The sequence below is a fragment of the Methanobrevibacter sp. genome (genome assembly GCF_045644645.1).
In the GTDB taxonomy this organism is placed as follows: domain Archaea; phylum Methanobacteriota; class Methanobacteria; order Methanobacteriales; family Methanobacteriaceae; genus Methanocatella.
In genome coordinates this window covers 1-20,723 of record NZ_JAZRHE010000056.1, presented here as the reverse complement: position 1 = coordinate 20,723, position 20,723 = coordinate 1, and the positions used below count along the sequence as shown (strand labels likewise).

General features: G+C 35.8%; 14 protein-coding genes. 8 read left to right on the top strand and 6 right to left on the bottom strand.

The window, feature by feature from the left end:
* From ACKI4K_RS03400 to ACKI4K_RS03385, 4 genes are all read left to right on the top strand, one after another.
* Positions 1–341, top strand: a 341-nt coding sequence (locus ACKI4K_RS03400) for a translation initiation factor IF-2 subunit beta (RefSeq protein ID WP_407422296.1), incomplete at its 5' end; no start/stop codon positions are given.
* A gap of 22 nt (positions 342–363) precedes the next feature.
* Positions 364–1,416, top strand: a complete 1,053-nt coding sequence (locus ACKI4K_RS03395) for a 60S ribosomal export protein NMD3 (RefSeq protein ID WP_407422298.1) — start codon at positions 364–366, stop codon at positions 1,414–1,416.
* A gap of 8 nt (positions 1,417–1,424) precedes the next feature.
* Positions 1,425–2,387 carry a tyrosine--tRNA ligase gene (locus ACKI4K_RS03390; protein ID WP_407422294.1) on the top strand — a complete coding sequence of 321 codons (963 nt, stop codon included), beginning with the start codon at positions 1,425–1,427 and terminating at the stop codon, positions 2,385–2,387.
* Positions 2,388–2,600, top strand: a complete 213-nt coding sequence (locus ACKI4K_RS03385; RefSeq protein ID WP_407422292.1) for a hypothetical protein — start codon at positions 2,388–2,390, stop codon at positions 2,598–2,600. It begins immediately after the preceding gene.
* A gap of 96 nt (positions 2,601–2,696) precedes the next feature.
* On the opposite strand, the gene ACKI4K_RS03380 is transcribed toward ACKI4K_RS03385, so the two are convergent.
* Together ACKI4K_RS03380 and tmk are read right to left on the bottom strand one after the other, a co-directional pair.
* Positions 2,697–3,368: an Ig-like domain-containing protein gene (locus ACKI4K_RS03380; RefSeq protein WP_407422290.1), complete on the bottom strand. Its 672-nt coding sequence runs from the start codon at positions 3,366–3,368 to the stop codon at positions 2,697–2,699.
* A 119-nt stretch (positions 3,369–3,487) separates the two neighbouring features.
* Positions 3,488–4,066 (bottom strand): dTMP kinase, encoded by a 579-nt coding sequence (gene tmk / locus ACKI4K_RS03375; RefSeq protein ID WP_407422288.1) that lies wholly within the window; start codon positions 4,064–4,066, stop codon positions 3,488–3,490.
* A gap of 82 nt (positions 4,067–4,148) precedes the next feature.
* Between tmk and ACKI4K_RS03370 the strand changes: the two genes are divergently transcribed.
* From ACKI4K_RS03370 to ACKI4K_RS03360, 3 genes are all read left to right on the top strand, one after another.
* A complete protein-coding gene (locus ACKI4K_RS03370) occupies positions 4,149–6,650 on the top strand; it encodes a DUF3656 domain-containing protein (protein WP_407422286.1) in 2,502 nt (833 codons plus the stop codon).
* Positions 6,650–9,079, top strand: coding sequence for a DUF3656 domain-containing protein (locus ACKI4K_RS03365; protein ID WP_407422284.1), 2,430 nt, complete (start codon positions 6,650–6,652; stop codon positions 9,077–9,079). Before ACKI4K_RS03370 ends, ACKI4K_RS03365 begins: the two co-directional genes overlap by 1 nt.
* A 78-nt stretch (positions 9,080–9,157) precedes the next feature.
* Positions 9,158–11,083, top strand: coding sequence for a MutS-related protein (locus ACKI4K_RS03360; protein ID WP_407422282.1), 1,926 nt, complete (start codon positions 9,158–9,160; stop codon positions 11,081–11,083).
* A gap of 44 nt (positions 11,084–11,127) precedes the next feature.
* On the opposite strand, the gene ACKI4K_RS03355 is transcribed toward ACKI4K_RS03360, so the two are convergent.
* The 4 genes from ACKI4K_RS03355 to ACKI4K_RS03340 all read right to left on the bottom strand — a co-directional run bounded on the left by ACKI4K_RS03355 (position 11,128) and on the right by ACKI4K_RS03340 (position 16,787).
* Positions 11,128–12,006: a hypothetical protein gene (locus tag ACKI4K_RS03355; protein WP_407422280.1), complete on the bottom strand. Its 879-nt coding sequence runs from the start codon at positions 12,004–12,006 to the stop codon at positions 11,128–11,130.
* Between the two features lie 106 nt (positions 12,007–12,112).
* Positions 12,113–13,702: an ABC1 kinase family protein gene (locus ACKI4K_RS03350; RefSeq protein ID WP_407422278.1), complete on the bottom strand. Its 1,590-nt coding sequence runs from the start codon at positions 13,700–13,702 to the stop codon at positions 12,113–12,115.
* A 356-nt stretch (positions 13,703–14,058) separates the two neighbouring features.
* The gene (locus tag ACKI4K_RS03345; protein WP_407422276.1) at positions 14,059–15,510 is read right to left on the bottom strand and encodes an ATP-binding protein; all 1,452 of its coding nucleotides are present in this window, start codon (positions 15,508–15,510) and stop codon (positions 14,059–14,061) included.
* 341 nt (positions 15,511–15,851) lie between these two features.
* Entirely contained in the window at positions 15,852–16,787 is a 936-nt protein-coding gene (locus tag ACKI4K_RS03340; RefSeq protein ID WP_407422274.1) for an alpha/beta hydrolase, read from the bottom strand.
* A 392-nt stretch (positions 16,788–17,179) separates the two neighbouring features.
* Between ACKI4K_RS03340 and ACKI4K_RS03335 the strand changes: the two genes are divergently transcribed.
* Positions 17,180–20,723: C1 family peptidase (locus ACKI4K_RS03335; RefSeq protein WP_407422272.1), on the top strand; the 3,544-nt coding region annotated here is incomplete at its 3' end.

Here is a 20,723-nt window from a genome sequence, read left to right as displayed (position 1 = left end):
AAAGATTTAAAATTCCTAAAGCTTATTCAGATATCCAAGGTAATAGAACATTCATTAAAAACTTCAAAGATGTGGCAGAAGGTTTAAACAGAGACCCTCAACACTTATTAAAATTTTTAATGAGAGAATTAGGTACTGCTGGAAATATAGAAGGTCAAAGAGCAATTTTACAAGGTAAATTTACACATTACTTAATCAACGAAAGAATTGAAGATTATGTGGACAAATATGTTATTTGTCATGAATGCAACAGACCAGATACAAGAATTATTAGAGAAGGTAGAATATTCTTACTTAAATGTGCTGCATGCGGTGCAACAGCACCTTTAAAATCATTATAATTTACCTTTTTTTACTTATTTTATTGATATTATGTTTTGTCCGGAGTGTGGAAGTACCGATAGGAAAATGGTTGGTGGCATCTGCATAGACTGTTTTTTAAAGGAATTTCAAATGATTGAAATACCAAAACATATTGAAGTTCAAATCTGCAGCCACTGCAACAGCAAACTTGAAGAGGGAAAATGGAGCGAAGAATTTATTCCCGAAGAAGAGATCATCTACAGAGCCCTTGAGAGAAACATTGAAATAGCCGATGAAGTTTCAAATGAAATAATTAACCTTGAAATCGACCAGATCAAAGGAACAATAGCCAGCTGTTATGTGGAGGTTATTGGAGAAGTTCAGGGAACACAAATTGAAGAAACCCACGATACGGAAGTTAAAATACGAAAAACCGTTTGTCCAACATGCAGCAAAGTACAATCCGGATACTATGAATCCGTGGTTCAGTTTAGAGCGGACAATAGGGAAATAAAAAGTGAAGAATATGCCAAAGCTGATGAAATAGTTGAAAGAACTTTGATTAAACAATCCAAATCAGATAAGCTGGCATATTGCCCCCAAATAGCTAAACTAAAAGAGGGATATGATTATTATATCGGTTCTTTTAAAAGTGGGAAAAAGGTGGCTGAAAACTTAAGGGAAGAATTTGGAGGAGTCATTAAAGAATCTCCAAGACTCATAAGCGAAGACAAGTCAACCGGAAAAGGACTGTATAGAATTTGGATTTCAGTGCGAATACCCGAATTTGAAGTTAACGATTTCGTGAAGTTTGAAGATAAAATAATTCAGGTAACCGGCATCGGGAAAAATAGCGTGGTGGGCAGCGAAATTTCAACAAATAAGAAGCATAATATTCCAATGAAAAGTTTGGAGGAAATTGAACTCGTCAAAAAATACGATGAAATCGAAACTACAACAGTTATTTCCAAATCACCCAACATAATCCAAATCCTGGACCCGGCAGATTATTCCGCAATTGATTTGGAAATGAAAGAGGAATTCTCCAACTGCAACATTGGGGATGAAGTGAAACTTATCAAAATTGATGATTACATTTATTTATTGAGTTAAGTGATATAATGAACATTGAAGAAAAAATTCAATTAATTGAAGAAGGAACCCTGGAAGTTATAGATGCAGAAGAATTGAAAGAAGTTCTTTTAAAAGAACAGCCTATAGCTTATACCGGTTACGAACCTTCAGGGAAAATCCATTTAGGGCATGCTGTAACTGTACAAAAATTAAAACAGCTGCAAAGTTTAGGTTTTAAAATTAAAATCCTTCTTGCTGATTACCATGCATTCTTAAATGGAAAAGGAACTGTCGAAGAGATAGCTGAAACCGCGGAATATAATAAAAAATGTTTCCAGGCCTTGGGTCTTGATGAAACTACGGAATATGTTTTAGGTTCATCCTTCCAACTTGAACAGGATTATACCGATAAAGTTTATCAGTTAGCTACAATGACCACTCTAAAAAGAGCCAGAAGAAGTATGGACCAAGTAAGTCGTGCAGATGATAACCCTAAAGTGGCCAGCGTTATTTATCCGATTATGCAAACAGTGGACATGGCCGCCTTGGAGGTGGACATTGCCCTTGGAGGAATGGAACAGAGAAAAATTCAAATGTTGGCCCGTGAAAACCTGGAAAAGATTGGTGAAAACGTTCCGGTTTGTATCCACACCCCATTATTGCATGGCCTTGACGGTGATGCCAAAATGTCTTCAAGCAAAGGCAACTACATCGCTGTGGACGATTCTGTTGAAGTGATCAACAAAAAAATCAACAAGAGTTACTGCCCACAGGGAGAAATCGAAGGAAATCCAATGATTGAAATAGCTGAAACCTTTGTCTATCCCAATCAGGATACTTTACTTATCAAAAGGCCTGAGAAGTTCGGTGGCGATATTGAACTTACACATGACGAATTAATTAATGAATTCAGTGAAGGAAACTTGCACCCAATGGATTTGAAAAACGGAATTAAAGATTTCTTAATTGAATTCTTTGCCCCTGTGAGAAAATACATGGAGGAGAATTAAATGGTTGAAGAAAAAGAAGAATATCAAATGGGTTTGCCGAATGGTGTTGGTGAAGCCATGCTCGCTCACGCATTCGAGCAGTTTGACATTAAACTAGAGCAAACTGAATTCGGACCAAAAATAATCGGCGAATACGATGAGCTTGTAAAAGTAAAAGAATTTTTAGCAAATGCGATTCAAGAAAGATTGAATGAATTGGAAGGAAACAAATAGTTTCCTATTATTTTCTATTTTTAACTAAATATTAAAAAAAAAGATTGTTATCCCAAAAAATTAATTTTGGGAATGTTAAATAAACTAACTTGTTTTTTAATTTATCTGCTTTCCATCAGCATCATATTCCGGCAATACTTCCTTGCCGTTTTCATCATAGTAATTTGAAGAACTATCAGCAGAACTGCTTGAAGATGAGTCTGAAGATGAAGACTGTGAAGATGAAGATGCAGGCACAGATGAAGATTGTGAGGATGAGTCTGAAGATGAAGACTGTGAAGATGAAGATGCAGGCGCAGATGAAGACTGTGAAGAGGTTCCTTGAGAATCTGCAATTGTTTGCTGAATCAGAGTGCTGTTAGCCAGTTCATCCTTAACTTCTCCCTCTTTGATAGTCACATTTTGTGAAATGCTGCATCCAGTATAGTTTTCATCACCGTCAAAACTTGCATCAAGCTTATATTCCCCGGCACCGAGATTATTTAATTTAACAATAGCAACGCCGGTAGCCTGTGTTTCAACAGACTCGTCATAAACAACATTGTTTTTATTGTCAGTGAGTTTGATATGGATGGTTTTACCACTTAAAGAAGTTTTATCCCCGCATGTTAATTTGACATAGATTGTACTATTCTCACCAAGATCTCCTTTGTTCAAAACATCAATACTTGTATATTGGGCGGCAGTGCTTGGAGCAAATATGACTCCCGCTGCCACAACAGCAAGGACAATGACAATTCCGGTTATCATCAATTCTTTTTTATCCATTTTACCACTTACCATATCATCTATTTAAATATTATATAATATTTATCCAAATATATAAAAGTATCTATATCCATTTTTAAACATTGTTTCTTTGAAATAATGCGATGATGGTGATTTTTTCAAAGAATGCAATCCGGACACAATCCGAGATAAGGTGCAACAGCTTTTTTTATATCTGAAGATACTTTATTTATACCGTTATTAGCATCAATTATTTGATGTTCATAATTTTTAGCCAGATTAAGGTAATTATCTCGAACGCCAGTTAAAAATTCTTCATTTTCAAAGGTATCTTCGCCGGAAGTTCTGGAAACTGATTTTTTTACATCCAAATCCAATAATATTAATAAATCCGGCTTTTTGGCATATCTATTAAGTTCCCCAATCCATTCCATATTATCTTGATAAGCAAGAGACGAAATAAATGACCTGTCAGAAATAATAACTTTAGATTCGTCATTAAGCTCATCCATAATCAACATCCTATCCGCTGCAAAAAGAAGCCCCAATGTTTTTTGAACAAGGTCTGTTTTTGCATCGGGCCTTTGCAGGATACGCCTTATCAATTTTCCGATTTCAGAATCCGTTGGTTCGACTAATGTTTCCACTTTGAACCCGTTAGCTTCCAGCCATTCTTTCAATAATTGGATTTGAGTGGATTTCCCAGCCCCGTCAATACCTTCAAAAACTATATACATGAGATAGATTATGTTATTAATTTAATATATAATTAATTACAAAAGTTTAAATGTATAAACATTATCAGGGTGCATAAATAAAATGGTTTTAGAAGAATTACTGGCTCCGGCAGGCTCATATGATGTACTTGTTATAGCAGTCAATGCAGGAGCTGATGCAGTTTATATTGCCGGGCAGAATTATGGAGCAAGAGCATATGCCAAAAACTTCACAATGGACGAGATGAAAAAAGCTGTCGAATATGCTCATTTAAATAGCGTCAAAATCCATGTAACCGTAAACACATTAGTAAACAATTTTGAAATTGTTGATGTTTTAAAATATTTGTTTGAATTATATAGGATTGGAGTTGATGCCGTTATTGTGCAAGACTTGGGATTGATCTGGCTTTTAAAAAAATTTATTCCCGATTTGGAAGTGCATGCATCAACACAGATGGGATTAAACAATTACCCCTCAATTAAATGGGCATCGAAAAACAACATCAAAAGGGTTGTCCTTCCTAGAGAAATCAATATAGAGGAAATTAAAAGGACCCATGACCGCCTTCAAAAGGATGAGATTGACATGGACCTTGAAGCATTCGGGCATGGGGCATTATGTTACTGTGTCAGCGGAAAGTGTTACATGTCTTCATATAACAGTGGGAGAAGCGGCAACAGGGGTGCCTGCGCTCAGCCATGCAGACGGGAATATCGCTTAAAATACAGAGGATACAATATCGGAAATGGATTTTTATTATCCACCCATGACCTTGCAACATACAATAATTTACAGGCCATTTCAGACGCTGGAGTGAAATCATTGAAACTGGAAGGCAGGATGAAATCCGGAGATTATATCGGCACCATCGTGAACAGTTATAGAAACCTCCTTGACGGCAATGAAGGGGACTATGAAAAAGACTTGCACCTTGTCTTTAACAGAAAATTCACCAATGGATACATCATGAATGATAAGCCAGGGGATGTGATGGGAAGAGGCAGCTCAGGCCATGAAGGATTATACATCGGAGACATCACAAAGATTGAAGATACAAAAGTAACCATTGAAATCAAAAACAAGGAAATTCCAATTATTCTGGAGCCCGGAGACGGGATTGCATTCAAATACAACGGCAAGATCAAAGGAATTTACCTTGAAAATATCATAAAACAGGATGAGAATGAAATTATCATAGACACCACACGCCTTGTCAAAGTCGGCACTGAAGTTTTCATCAGCTATTCCAAATCCACTCACGATTATTTAAAACAATTCGAAAAGGAAAGCATTAAAAACAACATAGGAATCCGTTTATCGCTGACATGGGATGAAGACCTGAATCTGTTTACAAAAGTGGAATACCTCATTGACGAAGAGCTGATCAATTTCAGACACAAATGCTTGGACAAATTTGAAAAGGCAAAAAACAAACCGGTAACTGAAGAAACCATTGAAAAGCAACTTAAGAAGACCGGTGGGACACCATTCCATATTGAAAATATTCGCTTTAACAATATGCCTGGCGATATTTTCATACCAATCAGTGAGATTAACCAGATTAGGCGTGAAATTCTAGATAACGCAACCGAACTATTAATGAAGCATTACACCCCCACCAAGAAATCAGTTAAGCAGGTGCGAAAAGACCTAAATAAATTTTTTGAGGATTATGCAAACGACAAAAGTAAAACCAAAAAGAAAAAACCCAAACTGTCAATATTCATAGATGACATTGCGCAAATCAAAGCGGCATCCGGATTTGATTTGAAAAGGATATACTTTGACGGCAACTGCCATTACAACAATCCCCAAGATTATTTCGGCAACATCAAGGAAACCTTGAAGAAAGGCAGTTTGATGGCTGCCCCGACAGAATTTGTTTGGGTGTTAAATTCATTTATAAGTGAAAATGAAGCCATCAAATGCAATGAAATTGTAAAGGATTTGGAAAATGAGGGAATAATCATTTCCGTAATGGGGGATTTTCCGGGAATGGATGAAATATTTGACTGTCCTATTTACGGAAACCACAATTTGAATGTATGGAATAGCTTTTGCGTACGTAATCTGAACGAAACCGGTTTTAAATCATTGATACTGTCATCGGAACTTTCAGGTGAAGAAATTAAAGAATTAATCAACAAGAATCATGACCGGAATATCGATTTGGAAATGATTGTGAATGGAAACCTAGAGGTTATTGTAAGTAAAGATGATTTCACCAATCTAAATGACGGGAAAAACTTCATCATTTCGAATGATGCGGATTATGCCACCCTGGAAGATAAAAAAAGAAAGAAATTCAAATACAAAATATTTTTCGACTACACAAGACAAAGCCATATCATAAACAAAGACTGCCTATGCTTGATTGAAGAGATGAATGAGATTAAAGAAATGGGTCTCGACTCATTGATTCTTGATTGCAGATATTCGAATGAGAAATATACCTCACAAATCCTGTCAATTTACAATGAGAGTCTTGAAGATAAAGATCAGGAAGAATTAACCAAATATAAATACCAGATAATGGATTTCTCACAGTCATATATTAATAAAGGTAATTATATTGAAGGTAGATTGCACGAGGACAAATAATGAGAATTCCGGAATTACTTGCACCTGTCGGGTCAATGGAACATCTGAAAGTGGCCATCAATGCGGGGGCCAGTTCAGTTTATTTATCTGGAAAGGATTATGGCGCACGCAAGTATGCCACCAACTTTACCTTAGATGAAATAAACGATGCAGTAGACATTGCACATCTGCACAACGTTAAGGTTTATGTTACCGTGAATACATTAATTAAGCAGGATGAACTGGAGGACGTGATTAATTATTTATCAAAGCTATATGCAATGGGAGTGGATGCCGTTTTAGTTCAGGATTTGGGTCTGGTCGAGCTGATAAACAAACATCTGCCCAAACTAAAAATCCACGCATCAACACAAATGACCTGTGAGAATCAGCTTAAAATAGATTACATCGAAAGCAAAGGAATAAAGAGGATTGTGCTTCCACGCGAGATGAGAAAGGAAGAAATCCAAAACCTTAAAACAGATATGGAACTTGAAATATTTGCTCATGGAGCATTATGCTATTCCTATTCGGGACAATGTTTAATGAGCAGCTTTAAAGGTGGGAGAAGCGGGAACAGAGGAACTTGCGCCCAGCCTTGCCGCCAAAAATATAAAGTTTCAGGGCTTAAAAATGATGATTACTACTTATCCCCCTGCGATTTAAGTTTATTTAACAAACTAAAGGAAATTTCTGAGTTAAACATTTCATGCATTAAGATTGAAGGAAGAATGAGGAACAAGGAATATCTGGCAATTGTAGTTAGCAATTATAGAAAGGCGCTGAATAAACTAAAAAGCGGGAAAGAAACTGAAAGTGAAGAGATAAACCTAGTTTTCAACAGAGGCCTTATTGAAGGGCACTTCGCCAAATCTCCAAAAAGAAGCATGAAGTCAGGCCATATCGGTTTGAAGATTGGCAAAGTAATCGATTCTCATAAAAATCAGATTGCAATTAGACTTGATGATTCCATTGAAAACATCCCTGAAAAAGGAGATGGACTATTGCTTGTTAAAAGCAACAGGGATTATGGATTGGAAATATCTCAAAATCCAATCATAACCACATTAAATCATTTTAAAAAAGGAAAAATCAAGCAAATTAAAGATTTGACCCGTAAAAATAAGGTTTTAATTGTTAAAAAGGTACGGCAAAACAAAAAAAGTGACTTTGATTTAAATGAATCCGATGCATATCTGACAAAGAAAAACAATCTAATTAAAAAGGTTCGTGAAATCGAAAATAAGGGAACCAGCTATGTAAAATCAAAACTGATCCTTACCTTTTCCATCAAGAATAGATTTCCCAAACTTAAAGGCCTGCTAACACTTGCCAACCATAAGGAAATTAAATGTGAAGTTATGGGAAATTCCCCATTTGAAAAACCCCTTAAAAAAGGCGTTGCACAGGATACGATTAAAAATCAGCTCTCAAAAGTAGACAACTATCCCTATCAGATTACTCAAATCAATGTTAATTATGATGGAACATTATTCATTCCAATAAGTAAAATCAATGAGCTTAGAAGAGATTTGTTCAAAAAATTGGAACAGGAAGTTAGCAACTCCTACAAACACGACTCTAAAAAAATAAAACTGGAGTTAAAAGAGAGTGAAAAACATTCAGACAAAAGCAGCATTTCATTTTACACCAATAATCTGGCTCATTTAAGAAATATTGAAAATGCAGATAGGGTTTATTTGGAAATTCCGCCGGAAAATGACGATTTAAATATCAGTGCTGTTGAAAGTTATAACCTGAATTACATGATTAACTTTTTAAGGGAAGCTTTGGAGATATCCTATGAAAAAAACTATAAACTAATTTGGAAATGGCCAGACATTGCCCACGACAATCTGATTAAAGCTTTGAATAAGGTGAAGGGAATATTAAACAAGATGCATTATACCATTCCAATCATGAACAATACCTTTAAGGGGGACTATGGTCCTTATTCCATCAACATCACCAATGCGGAAACAATAAACAGCCTTGAAAACTATGAACTCCTAACGATTTCACCGGAATTAACTAAAAAGGATTGCGAAGACATTATAAAATATTGCAAAAATCCAGAAAGAATTGAGATGCTTGTTCAGGGGTCTGTTGAATTGATGAAAACACGTTATCCTCTTTTATATGCCCAGGAGATTAAAAAATTAAAAGATGAAACGGAATTTTTCCTGATTGATCGAAAAGATAACAAATATCCAATTCATAAAAGCATTTCAGGTGAAGAGCTTGTTCTATTTAACAGCGAGGAGCTTTCCCTGCTCACGGAGATTAATCACCTCAAAGAGATTGGATTTTGTAATTTTGCAATAGACGGCAGATGGAAAAGCGATGAATACTGTAAAATAATTGATATCTACAAATCTGCCCTTGAAGGAAACATCAACGAAAAGGAACTGTTGGAGTGCAGTTTAAAAAATACTTCCGGTAATTACTAGCATTACTTTTCAAATGCTCTCGGCAAGATTTGATTATTATACATTAACAAATGTTAAATTAAAAAAGGGTTTGGTAAAATGCAAGAGGAAAGAATGACATTGCAGAATATAAAAGGAATAGGAGACAAAATCTCTGAAAAAATAATAAATGGCGTTGGAGGCGAAGAGGAACTCCAAAAAATCGTTGAGGATATTGATGTTGAAAGAATTTCGAATATTGATGGCATCAGCCAAAGAAAAGCTATTGAAATAATGAACCAATTATTAGGGAATCAAAGTTATGACTTCATCAAAAGCGACAGGGCAATGGAAATCTATGAAGACATAATCAATAAAATCTTATCCTATTCCAACACATCCTACTCAAAAAATAGAATTTTGCTGCTTTCCCCTTCAAAAGACATAGGGAAAATCAATTCAAGACTTGATTTTGTAATGTCTGCAAAAGAGCATGTCTCCCAACTTCCGATTATCAAACTAAGAGGCCTGATGAAAAATTTAAAAGAAGTTGAAAAGGCCAAACCCGAGTATGACCCAAGCAAGGCAATCCTTGTTGAAAGTGAAGAGGACAATTCTTATCTCTCAGATTTGGGGCTTAATCAGTATTACCCAATCATTACAGCCAGTGACTCACCATTGCTTAAAGAGGAAATAATGAATTATGATTTGGTATTTTATGTCTATTCTCAAGGAGTGCTTGATTTTGAAGGAATGCCAAATCTCATAATGATTAATATTGAAGAGAATGACTATGAAATTGTTCCTGAAAAGATAATTAACTTCTTTATTCAAAACAAAGATCTGTTCACAAGAGTTCATGAAATCCAAAAGATCAGAAACAAGGAAAGTGTTCTAGGGGATATCATCCCAATCATTGATGAGTTAAATATCATCGACAAAAGAGACGTGAATATTGAAGAATTGGTTAATTCTCTAAAAGATGATATGGATAGCGAATTGGAAAAATCAATAAAAAAAGTTGACCTTGAGGGAGATGAGATTCTCAATTTATTAAACAATAACTTCCCGCCAAAGATTACCAAAATATTTGACGACATTATCAGTAAAAGAAAGGAAATTATTCGCGAAAAAACCGGCATAAGTTTTGATCCATTTCTAAGAACCTACCCAATCCAAATTGATGAAAATGAGATTCAAAGAGTAACCCTGGAACAGTCCTCCAAAAAAGAAAATGATATCTTCGACATTAAAAAAAGTGCAGCCATCCAGCTAAATGCAATTAAGCAAAAGGCGATTAAAGAAGTTGAGGATACAATCAAATTTGATTATGAATTTAGTTTGGGAAGTTTTGCATATGAATACGACCTATGCAGACCCCGATTTGGAGATGAAATTAAATTAAGCGGTGCCCTTCATTTAGAATTGGCGCTTGAAAAAGACAAGGATCATGTTCAAAAAGTAGACTATCAACTAACTCAAAATGAGAACATCGCTCTTTTAACAGGAGCAAACAGCGGAGGTAAAACAACACTCCTTGAAACATTGACCCAAATCTCAATAATGGCCCAGATGGGGCTTCCAGTAAGTGCCGATGCCTGTGAGGTAAAAATCGTTGATGAGATATATCATTTCTCAAAGAAAAGGTCACTTGATGCGGGTGCTTTTGAATCCTTCTTAAATGTATTTATACCAATTGTTACAACAAAAAGTGAAAAATTAGTGTTGTTGGACGAACTCGAAGGCATAACCGAACTTGATGCTGCAGTTAAAATCATATCCACATTTATTGATATGATTAAAGAATCAAATTCTTATGGTGTTATTGTAACACACATGGCAAGAGAGATAATGAATTACACAGATATTCGTGTTGATGGAATTGAAGCAAAGGGTTTGGATGAAAATTATAACTTAATAGTTGACAGAACCCCAAAAATGAATTTCCTTGCAAAAAGCACACCGGAATTAATTTTAAAAAGGATATATGAAAAATCCGACGATGACTTAAAAGCAGTGTACGCAAGGATTTTGAAAAAATTCTAAAAAATTGAACAGAAAATTTTAAAAAAATAAGAGAAAGTAGGATATTATGATATCATAACATCCTCTGTATATTTATTAGTATTTGCATTTGAGTCGGCATTTGATGTGAATTCGACTGAAATTTCATGTTGTCCAAGGTAGCTGTCAGTGATTCCGAATATTGGTGTTTCTAAATCATTGGTGGTGATTTCATTAAATACCAATTTACCATCAACATAAACTAACAAATGTCCATTTGTGAAATTAGAGTCATATAACTTGTTAATTCCTTCAAGTTTCAGTGTGTCTCCAGTGCTTACTATTTTATTATCTCTAACTCTTGTGACGGTATGCTGACTTTTATGCACATCTGCTGGCGGATGTGAAACCGGATAATAGGAAGTGCTTGTTGCAACTTTAGGAACATCGCTTACTTCAGGAGCAGTTGCATTAGTAGCATTAGCTACATTAGTAGCATTAGTTGCATTATCATCACCGCCCATCATTTTCATGAAGATTGAGAGTATATCTGATATGTTAAAATCAGATGAGTTAAAGTTAAAGCCTGATCCATTACCACCAAATCCGGAAGTGTTAAAGTTAAAGCCTGATCCATTACCGCCAAATCCAGATGAATTGAAGTTAAAACCTGAACCGTTACCGCCAAAAGATTGTTTTCCACTACCACTGCTATCTGAAGCAGCCAATATATTATTTTCATTTTCCTCGGCCTGACCCTCACCAGCCTGGCTATCATCAGCCTGATTATCGTCGGCCTGATTATTATTGTTATTATTGTTGTTATTATCTACTTCATCTACTGAATCAGCTGATTTTACATCATTGCTTGAATCATCAGTGAAATTTGTCGCACTGAAAGCGTTCATAGATAAAGACAAGACAATAAACAAAACTAAAAGATATTTAATTTTATTATTTAACATTTGTTTTTCCTCCTTTACTTTAATATGTATAAATGCATATTATCATGATATGTTCTTAATTAATTATATCCCCCACATTGGGGCTTTTTAAAAGATTGGGCAAAGCCTATTTATCCCTAATGTATTTTATTACTAATAAACCTCCAAGAACTGCGCTGAATACGAATCCTATGAATCCGATTGCAGAAATATCCCAGACTTTCGGACCCTTATCTGCCAGGATTGCAATGGATGAACCTACAAGCAATGCGGCAATAATCAATGAAATGGACAATTGATTTTTCAAATCATCCAAACCGGTGTGGTTCATATTTAATTCCAATTCGCCTTTTTCAACTTTATCAAGAGTGCTGTTAAGTCTGTCCGGCAAATCCTTTAATAAATGTTCAATTTCTACAATATAATTAAATCCACCGCCTACAAGGTTTCCTGGTTCGAATTTTGATTTGATCATGTCTTTGGCGAATTTTTCAAGTTCGGCAGTGAGATTGAAGTGAGGGTCCAATTTATCTCCGGCTTCCTCGATGAGTATTATTCCTCTTCCAATCATTACAAATTCCCTTGGAAGAACAATATTGTTGTTGATCATGACATTCATCAAATCATCGAATATGCCATCCATCTGGTCCATATCAACACCGATGTAGGAATTTAACAAGTCATCAACATCTTCCCTGAATTCCTCGGTGTTCTGTTCAGGAGTGATGATATTCATGTAAAGTAATTGATTGATCAAATGGTGTGAATTTCCATCCAACAAAAGCAATATCAATTGGGCGAAGTTTGATCTGAAAGTATCATTTACCACACCCATCATTCCAAAGTCAATGTAACAAAGCCTATTATCGCGAGTTACAAATAAATTACCAGGGTGAGGGTCCGCATGGAAAAATCCATCAATCAATACCTGTTTTAAATAGGATTGGCATCCATATTGAGCAATTTCTGCATTATTAATTCCTTCAATTTCATTGTCATATAAATCGGTTACCTCGTATCCGTCTATGAGTTCCATATTTATGAGTTTGGAAGTACAGAGTTCAGGATAGACTTCAGGTATTTTAATATAGTCAACTTCCTTAAAGTTATTGGTAATTTTGTTAATATTTTTAACTTCTTCCATATAGTTCAATTCTTTAAAGATGGACCTTTCGAATTCCTTGGCCATTGCCGGCAGGTTATACATTCTTGATCCGGAAATATGTTTATCAACAGTTCCGGCCAATCTATTTAATATTTTTACGTCCGGCACAATAACATCATAAATGCCCGGTTTTTGAACTTTGACAGCAACTTCCATGCCTGTTTCCTTTAATGTTGCCTTATAAACCTGACCGATTGATGCGGAACCGAGAGGCTCTTCATTAAATTCAGAATACACTTCCTCTAATGGTTGGCCTAGTTCCCCTTCAATAACCTCCTTCATTTCATCAAAAGGAGTTGCAGGAGTATTGTCCCTAAGCAATTTTAAATCGTCTGCAATTTCATTACCAACCATATCCGGCCTTGTAGCCAATAGTTGACCTAACTTAATGAATGCCGGACCCAATTCTTCCATTGCATATCTTAAATCTGCGACTTCAAAATTTTCATCATCCTTATTCTCTTTCAATAAGCTTGCCAAGTGGTGTTTTTTTGCAACACCCATAATTTCATCGAAACGTTTTCTTGCAACCTTTTTTTCTTCTTTTCCCATTTTATTACCCCATATTTTTAAAATCACCAATTAATAATTAAAATAAACAAGATTTTCCAAATAATTTTCAATATGACCATTTCACATCAATTTTAGTTTCACCTACGTTTGATGGTCTTTCCTTTTTTCATCCAAGACCATATTAACAGCCATTTTTTTAGAATTTTATTAATGTGTCAATGTCAAATATATTATACTTGAATTTAAACATATATATATCTGACTATTTTTGTTTAATAATCATCCAATAATCCTTAAAAAAAAATTAATGGAAAATGATATATGCCTTAAATAACTGAACATGTTTTAAGGTTAATTTAGAAACAAAATTGGATTTTCATAATTATGAATATATTTTATAAAAATGAAAATGTTTTTGGAGGAACATAGATTATATCATCATGTTTTTCAATATTAGTTGTGGTATCCGAAATTATAATCCCATAATCTGCACCGTAACTGTTGATTGCGTGAGTTATTTGCTTTTTATTTTTCCTGCCACGACCCACTTCAATAGGTACAGGATTCTTAAAATCTTGCTGCAATATAAAATCAACATTTCTCTTCTTGTTTGCATCATAATACAATGTAAAATAATTATTTCCTCTTTGTGTAAAATTAAATAAGATTGATGCAACATGATTTTCTAAAAGTATTCCTTCATATTGCTTTATATCCCGAATTGTGTTTCCAGAGTTTTCGGACAATGCATTTCTAATGCTGCTTGTAGCAAAATAATATTTTTTGGTTTTTTTCATGCGTTTAGATGATGTTCCATAAGCTTCAATGGCAAATATCAAATGTGTTTTTTCTAAAATGTCCAGAATATTTTTTACATTCGCTTGAGAAGTCCTTAGATATTTTGCCAAATTGTTTTGTGAAAGATCTCCAGCATTTTGCAGTGCCAGATATCTAAGTATCCTATTTGAAATTGTTTGATTTTCAAAAGTGAAATTTTTAATGGCAACCATGTCAGTGTTTACCACCTTTTCAACCATGTCAACAATATTGGAGGATAACATTCTTAGATTGATTTTTCGAGACAAAATTGGAAATCCGCCATATTTCAAATACTCATCCCAATCATTGGCATTATACTCAACATTGTTAATTAAATCTCTATTCATTTCATTTTCATATTTTATGGCCTTTTGATCTTCACCATTTAAAATCAAGTTAACTAACGAATTTCCAAGATCAATATTTGAGTAATCATATTTTAATTTCAAATGTTCATTATAATTCAGAGGAGTTATGACTCTTTTAAACATTCTTCTTGCCGCATCCGCATTATATTCTAAATTTAATGCAGATGAACCTGTAAATACCATGAAAATTTTTTCGGAACGGTCATAAATTATTTTACCTGATATTGACCAGTTTTTATCATATTGTGATTCATCAATCAATAGGAAAATCTCTTTATCCAGCAATCTTAATTGAGTATTGAATTGATTATTCAGATAAACTTCAACTATCTCCCTGATATCACAATCAACAAGATTATTTAAATCATCACATGAAAGATAGATTATCTGTTCAGGCAGTATTTGCCTTTCATTTAACAGATAATAATAAGCCTGATATAGCAGAGTTGTTTTTCCAACACCTCGAATTCCTGGAAGCACAATAAATCTATTTAACTCATTTCCATCAATAAACTCATCAATACTATTTTTAATTTCTTCAAATTCAAATCTATAGTTTAATTCTTTATCATTCTTAATTAATTTGTCCCTTAACACATAAGGCATGTTAGAACTACTTTCATTTATGAAATTAAGTATTAATTGTGTTTTATCATCCATATCATATGCCCCTTTAGAATATATTGATTAATAAAATATTTGTTAATACATATATAAATACTTAACAAAATATTTTGTTATGTTATCGCATAAACAATAACAAAATACATGAATCAAGTTAAACTCCATAAATCTTAAAAACTTTGAAACTGCGACCGTATGAAAAAACACAAAAATGATATATAAAAATAGTCACGAAAACTTTGAAATATTTAATAAAGATGTTGCCCGTATACTATACAAAATATTTACTACTTTTAGCTCCGACAATATATTTAGAACATGAAAATATAAAAAACATATGTTTAATTATATTAATTGACAAATTCATATAATATTACTCATTCAATGGTTCCAATCACACTTTTTACGAACTCTTTTTTCTTTTCATTATGGATTCCATGCCCACAGTTGAAATATTCCACCCTAATGTTTTTGATTAGGGCGGTTACCTGTTGAAGATTCTCATCAGTCAGGGCGCCCATAATAATGCCATCATCTGCAATTTTGGTATTCGCCTTCATGAATAATGTTTTGCATTTTATTTCTGAAAGTAGTTTGCTGTAATTGATGTTGCAATTGAATGTGTCATTGTAGAAGTTCTCTCCGAAGTAAGGATCATATTGCTCCATCCCGTTGAATGCCTCTAGGAATTTTTTGGGCCAGAATCTGATTTTCAGTGGTTTGTCAGGATGTTTCTTCCTATATTTCAGTGCAGATTTTCCGGATTTGTTTCTGATTTTTTCCCTTGAATTTTCAGGAAAGAAGTTCCACATGTACTGATTCATGAAGTAATAGTACACAAAATCCTCTTCCTCGTCTTGATTGATGAAATTGTGACAAACCGTTGAGAGGTCATTGTAGTTGTAATAATTGAACCTTTTTTCACCTACGCTTGAAAAAAGCGGAGGGTCTTCCAGTATCAGATTATTGCAAAGATCTGATTTTGAAGCGATATAGCAAGCAATGAGACCACCAGAGGAATGGCCCAAAATAGATATTCTTTCATCAGTTTTATATTGTATGAATTCGATTAAATCCTCACCCTGGCTGATTATATTGTATTTTTCCTTGTTATGAGAGCTTTTTCCATGTCCATAGCAATCAATTATAATTAAATGGAATTTTTTGGACAATTCTTTGATTACACCGGAATAACTACTTGAGTTTGCACTTTGGGCATGTATTATCAAGAGTATGGGATTGTTGCTGTCAGTCTCATAATAGTTGATTATGTTATTGTCATGTGTTTTGTATTGGCAATTTTCAAGTTTCATTTTCATTTACCTGCAGGGTTTGATATCTTTTACTTTTTGAGTCTGAAGTTCATCATACACATATACTATACAAAATATAATGTACTTTTCGCTCTCAAAATATAATATGCAAACAAGAAGTCTATATATTTTTATTACTTTTATGCATAAAATCAAATATATAGTTCACTATTACGAAGAGGTTGTTCAGATTTGATACGGATGATTGTTGCTGATAATTACATGTCAATTAATCCGCAGATGTTGTTGAGCATTATTTGGAAATGCTTAAATAATTTAAAAATTAGATTTTTATTTAGAATTGTTTAAAAAAATTACATAAAATAGTTCGATATTAATAAATATTTAATTTTAAGAAAAATATATTTAAAATCATTCAATGGAGTACAACAATGAGACTATGGAAGATATCCGTAATATTTCTTCTTCTCATCCTCACAATCGGCGCCGCTTCGGCAAGCGAGGATGCAAGCGAAAACATTACGGCAGGAAGCAATGATGATTCAATGGAAATCGCCAACGGCGACATTGATAACATACTGGAAATCACACAGGAAGACACAACCGGAGAGGCCAGCCATAACTATACGGAATTGGCCGAGGACATCGCCTCCTCTCAAGGAACGTTTGACATAGAATACAACTACACATTCGATGAAAACGATACCCCCAACAGTGTAACACTGGAGGGAAAACATGATTTTGTAATTAACGGGAACTATCACACCCTTGACGCAAGCAACAGGACTGCGTCACTTTTGATTCTCAATTCTGCCAACGTCACAATCAACAATCTCATCTTCATCAATGCCAATGGATTGGGGGCATTATACATCGCAAACAGTTCCGTGACTTTAAACAATGTTTCATTCATTGACAATGTCGCAGGCAACTATGCGGGAGCCTTGTATGTGGCTAAAAATTCTTTTGTAACCGTAAACAATTCCAGATTCAGAGACAATATTGCAGGCGACCGGTCTGGGTCTGATGTGTTTGTTCAAACATCAGAACTGCAATGTTTGAATTGCGAATTCACATCAAGACATTCAACCAAATATGGTTCGATTTTCACCATGGCTGCCCATGCCATCATTCTGGACAACTGCACATTCGCCAACATCTCCGCAACATACTCTCCGGCCATGTTCTGCTGGAGCCAACAGAGCATCACATATGCACTCATCAACAACACCAGATTCATCAATCTGAGTGCAAGCGAGACTGCAGGTGCGGTTTCATTCAAGATGTCAAGAAATGCGATAATTGAAAACTGCATATTCGAAAATACCCATTCAGCCAAAAATGCCGGTGCGGTATTCGTTGACACAGTCGGGGAAGGCGCAGGAATCGGTGACGTCAGCATCATCAACATGACCTGCACCGACACCTACTCTTCCTTTGGAGGAGCCATTGTCCATATAGGTGGCAACCTGACAATCATGGATTCGACATTCACCGGCTGCCATGGGGATTATGAGGGCGGAGCGCTCTACGTTTCATGGGCATCCGTACAAATCAAAAACACCACATTCGCTTCAAATCATGTGGAAAACAACGGGAGCTATCCGTCATCCGGAGGTGCAATATACTTCGACCATGGCGAATTGAATATGACCGACTGTGAATTCAGCGCCAATAATGCGCTGTCTGCAGGTGCCATATGTCTTTACGATTCAATATACCATATTGACAATGTAACCTTGAACGGCAACGGCAATCAAGCTGTTCTCACCTTTTTCGACAGTCCGGGAAGCAAAATCGGCACCATCTATGGAACAGACAACATCTCCAGCCAGGATCTCAACAACACCTTCTATCCCGGCTGCATTATAGGGGAAGGAAAAGGCATAATCCTCGTTACCAATGACATAAATCTCACAAACTTACCGTACCGCTTTGATTTAAGGGATTACGGCTGGGTTACAGATGTAAGGGATCAGGGACTGATGGGTTCCTGCTGGGCATTTGGAATGACTGCAGCATTGGAATCCGCCCTTTTGAAGGCAACAGGGATTGCATATGACCTTTCAGAAGACAACATGCAAAATCTAATGTTAAAATACAGCAAATATGGTGATATAATCTCTGCTGAGGGCGGTTTCACTTCAGAGGGTGCTGCCTATGCGCTGAACTGGTTTGGAGTATTCCCAGCGGATTTCGACACCTACGATGAACTGGGCAAATTTTCACCAGTAATATCATCAGGGGAAAACATCCATGTTCAGGACATGATCTATGTCCCTATAGATACGACAATTGCAGGTGGAGACCCTACCGTCAAAGAGGCCATCCTCAAATATGGTGCAGTGGCCATCTCATATTTCGCCGGGCAAATCAGTGCCGACGGCACAAGGATATATTACAATGACACAACATTTGCACAGTATGACCCTGACGGCGACGGCAGCAACCATATAGTTGCCATAGCCGGATGGGATGACAGCTATCCAAGTGAAAACTTTGCAATCGACCCGGGCCATGACGGCGCATGGATAATCAAAAACAGCTGGGGAAACCAATCCCGTGATGAAGGATACTTCTATCTATCCTACAGCGACACGACAATCAATTCAAAAATGGTTCTGACTACTCCTGTCGCATTCATCTTTGAGAATACCTTGCCTTACAACAAGAACTATCAGTATGACCTCGGTGCATTATATTATTTCATGCAGTATGAAACGGACAATCCTCTCTATGGCACTCCAATAACATATGTGAACGACTTCATCAGCTTTGGTGACGATTTGATTGCGGCCGTTGGAACCTACTTCAATCAGTCAGGCGTTGACTACACCATCAGCATCATGGTGAACGGCATTGAAGTCCTAACTCAGAACGGCACCTCACCATATTACGGATACCACACAATCAAGCTGGACAAATATATCCCAATCAAGGAGGGAGATGAATTCAGCGTTTACATCACATCAAATGCTGTGCCTATCAGTACAAATTCAAGAGTGCATCATCCAAGCAACATTTCACGGACTTATTTCAACGGAACCTGGCAGGATCTTATTACTGAAGACCCTAACACTCCGATGATAGCATGCATCAAGGCATACACCCTAATGGACAACACTATAGTCACACAAAACACCAACATCACTGTTGACTATGGCAGCGGATCATACTTCAGTGTAAAAGTTGTAACCGCTGACGGCCATGCAGTCGGTGCAGGGGCAGTTGTCAATTTCACAATCAACGAAAAAACAACTACAGCGATAACTGGTGCTGATGGAATAGCTAAAGTTGAAATAACTGAGGTTCCAGGCACATATGAGATGACAACAGCATACAACAATCAAACCTACAAGAACAGTGTTACTGTAAACTTAAATCCAAACACCTGTAAAATTACAGAAAACAAAGACATTACAATGGATTATGGTTGTGAAAAATACTTCTCCGCCAAAATAGTCTCAGCCGACGGTAAAGTTGCGGCCAGTGGCGTTCCGGTCACTTTTAAAATCAACGGTAAGGCCTCAACAGTCAAAACAGATAAAAATGGAATAGCATCATTCAAATTGCCTTTGTTGAATCCTGGAGTATATCCGATTGAAACTATATATGATGGCAGCAGCGTTTTCAATACCGTTACAGTATTGCAGGATACCAACAATAATGGTGGAAATAATGCTGTTCCTGAGGTGAAGTCAGCTCCAAGTAGAATGCCAACAGATTACAACTCTCAATCAGATCATGCATACACAGTATACCGTGCATCTGATATGGAAGTGATTTGCTATTCAAACGTAATCAATCTCAAAGCGTTGATGGACCTCTTTAAGCTTAATCTCACAAACGGACATCTGAAGGTTTACGTTGACGGCACACTTGTGTTTGACGGCGATGTGGATGACGATCTGTCAAGGATAATCTTTGAAATCATTGAAAAATTCCTCGGCAAACATGAAATAACAATAGAGTTCA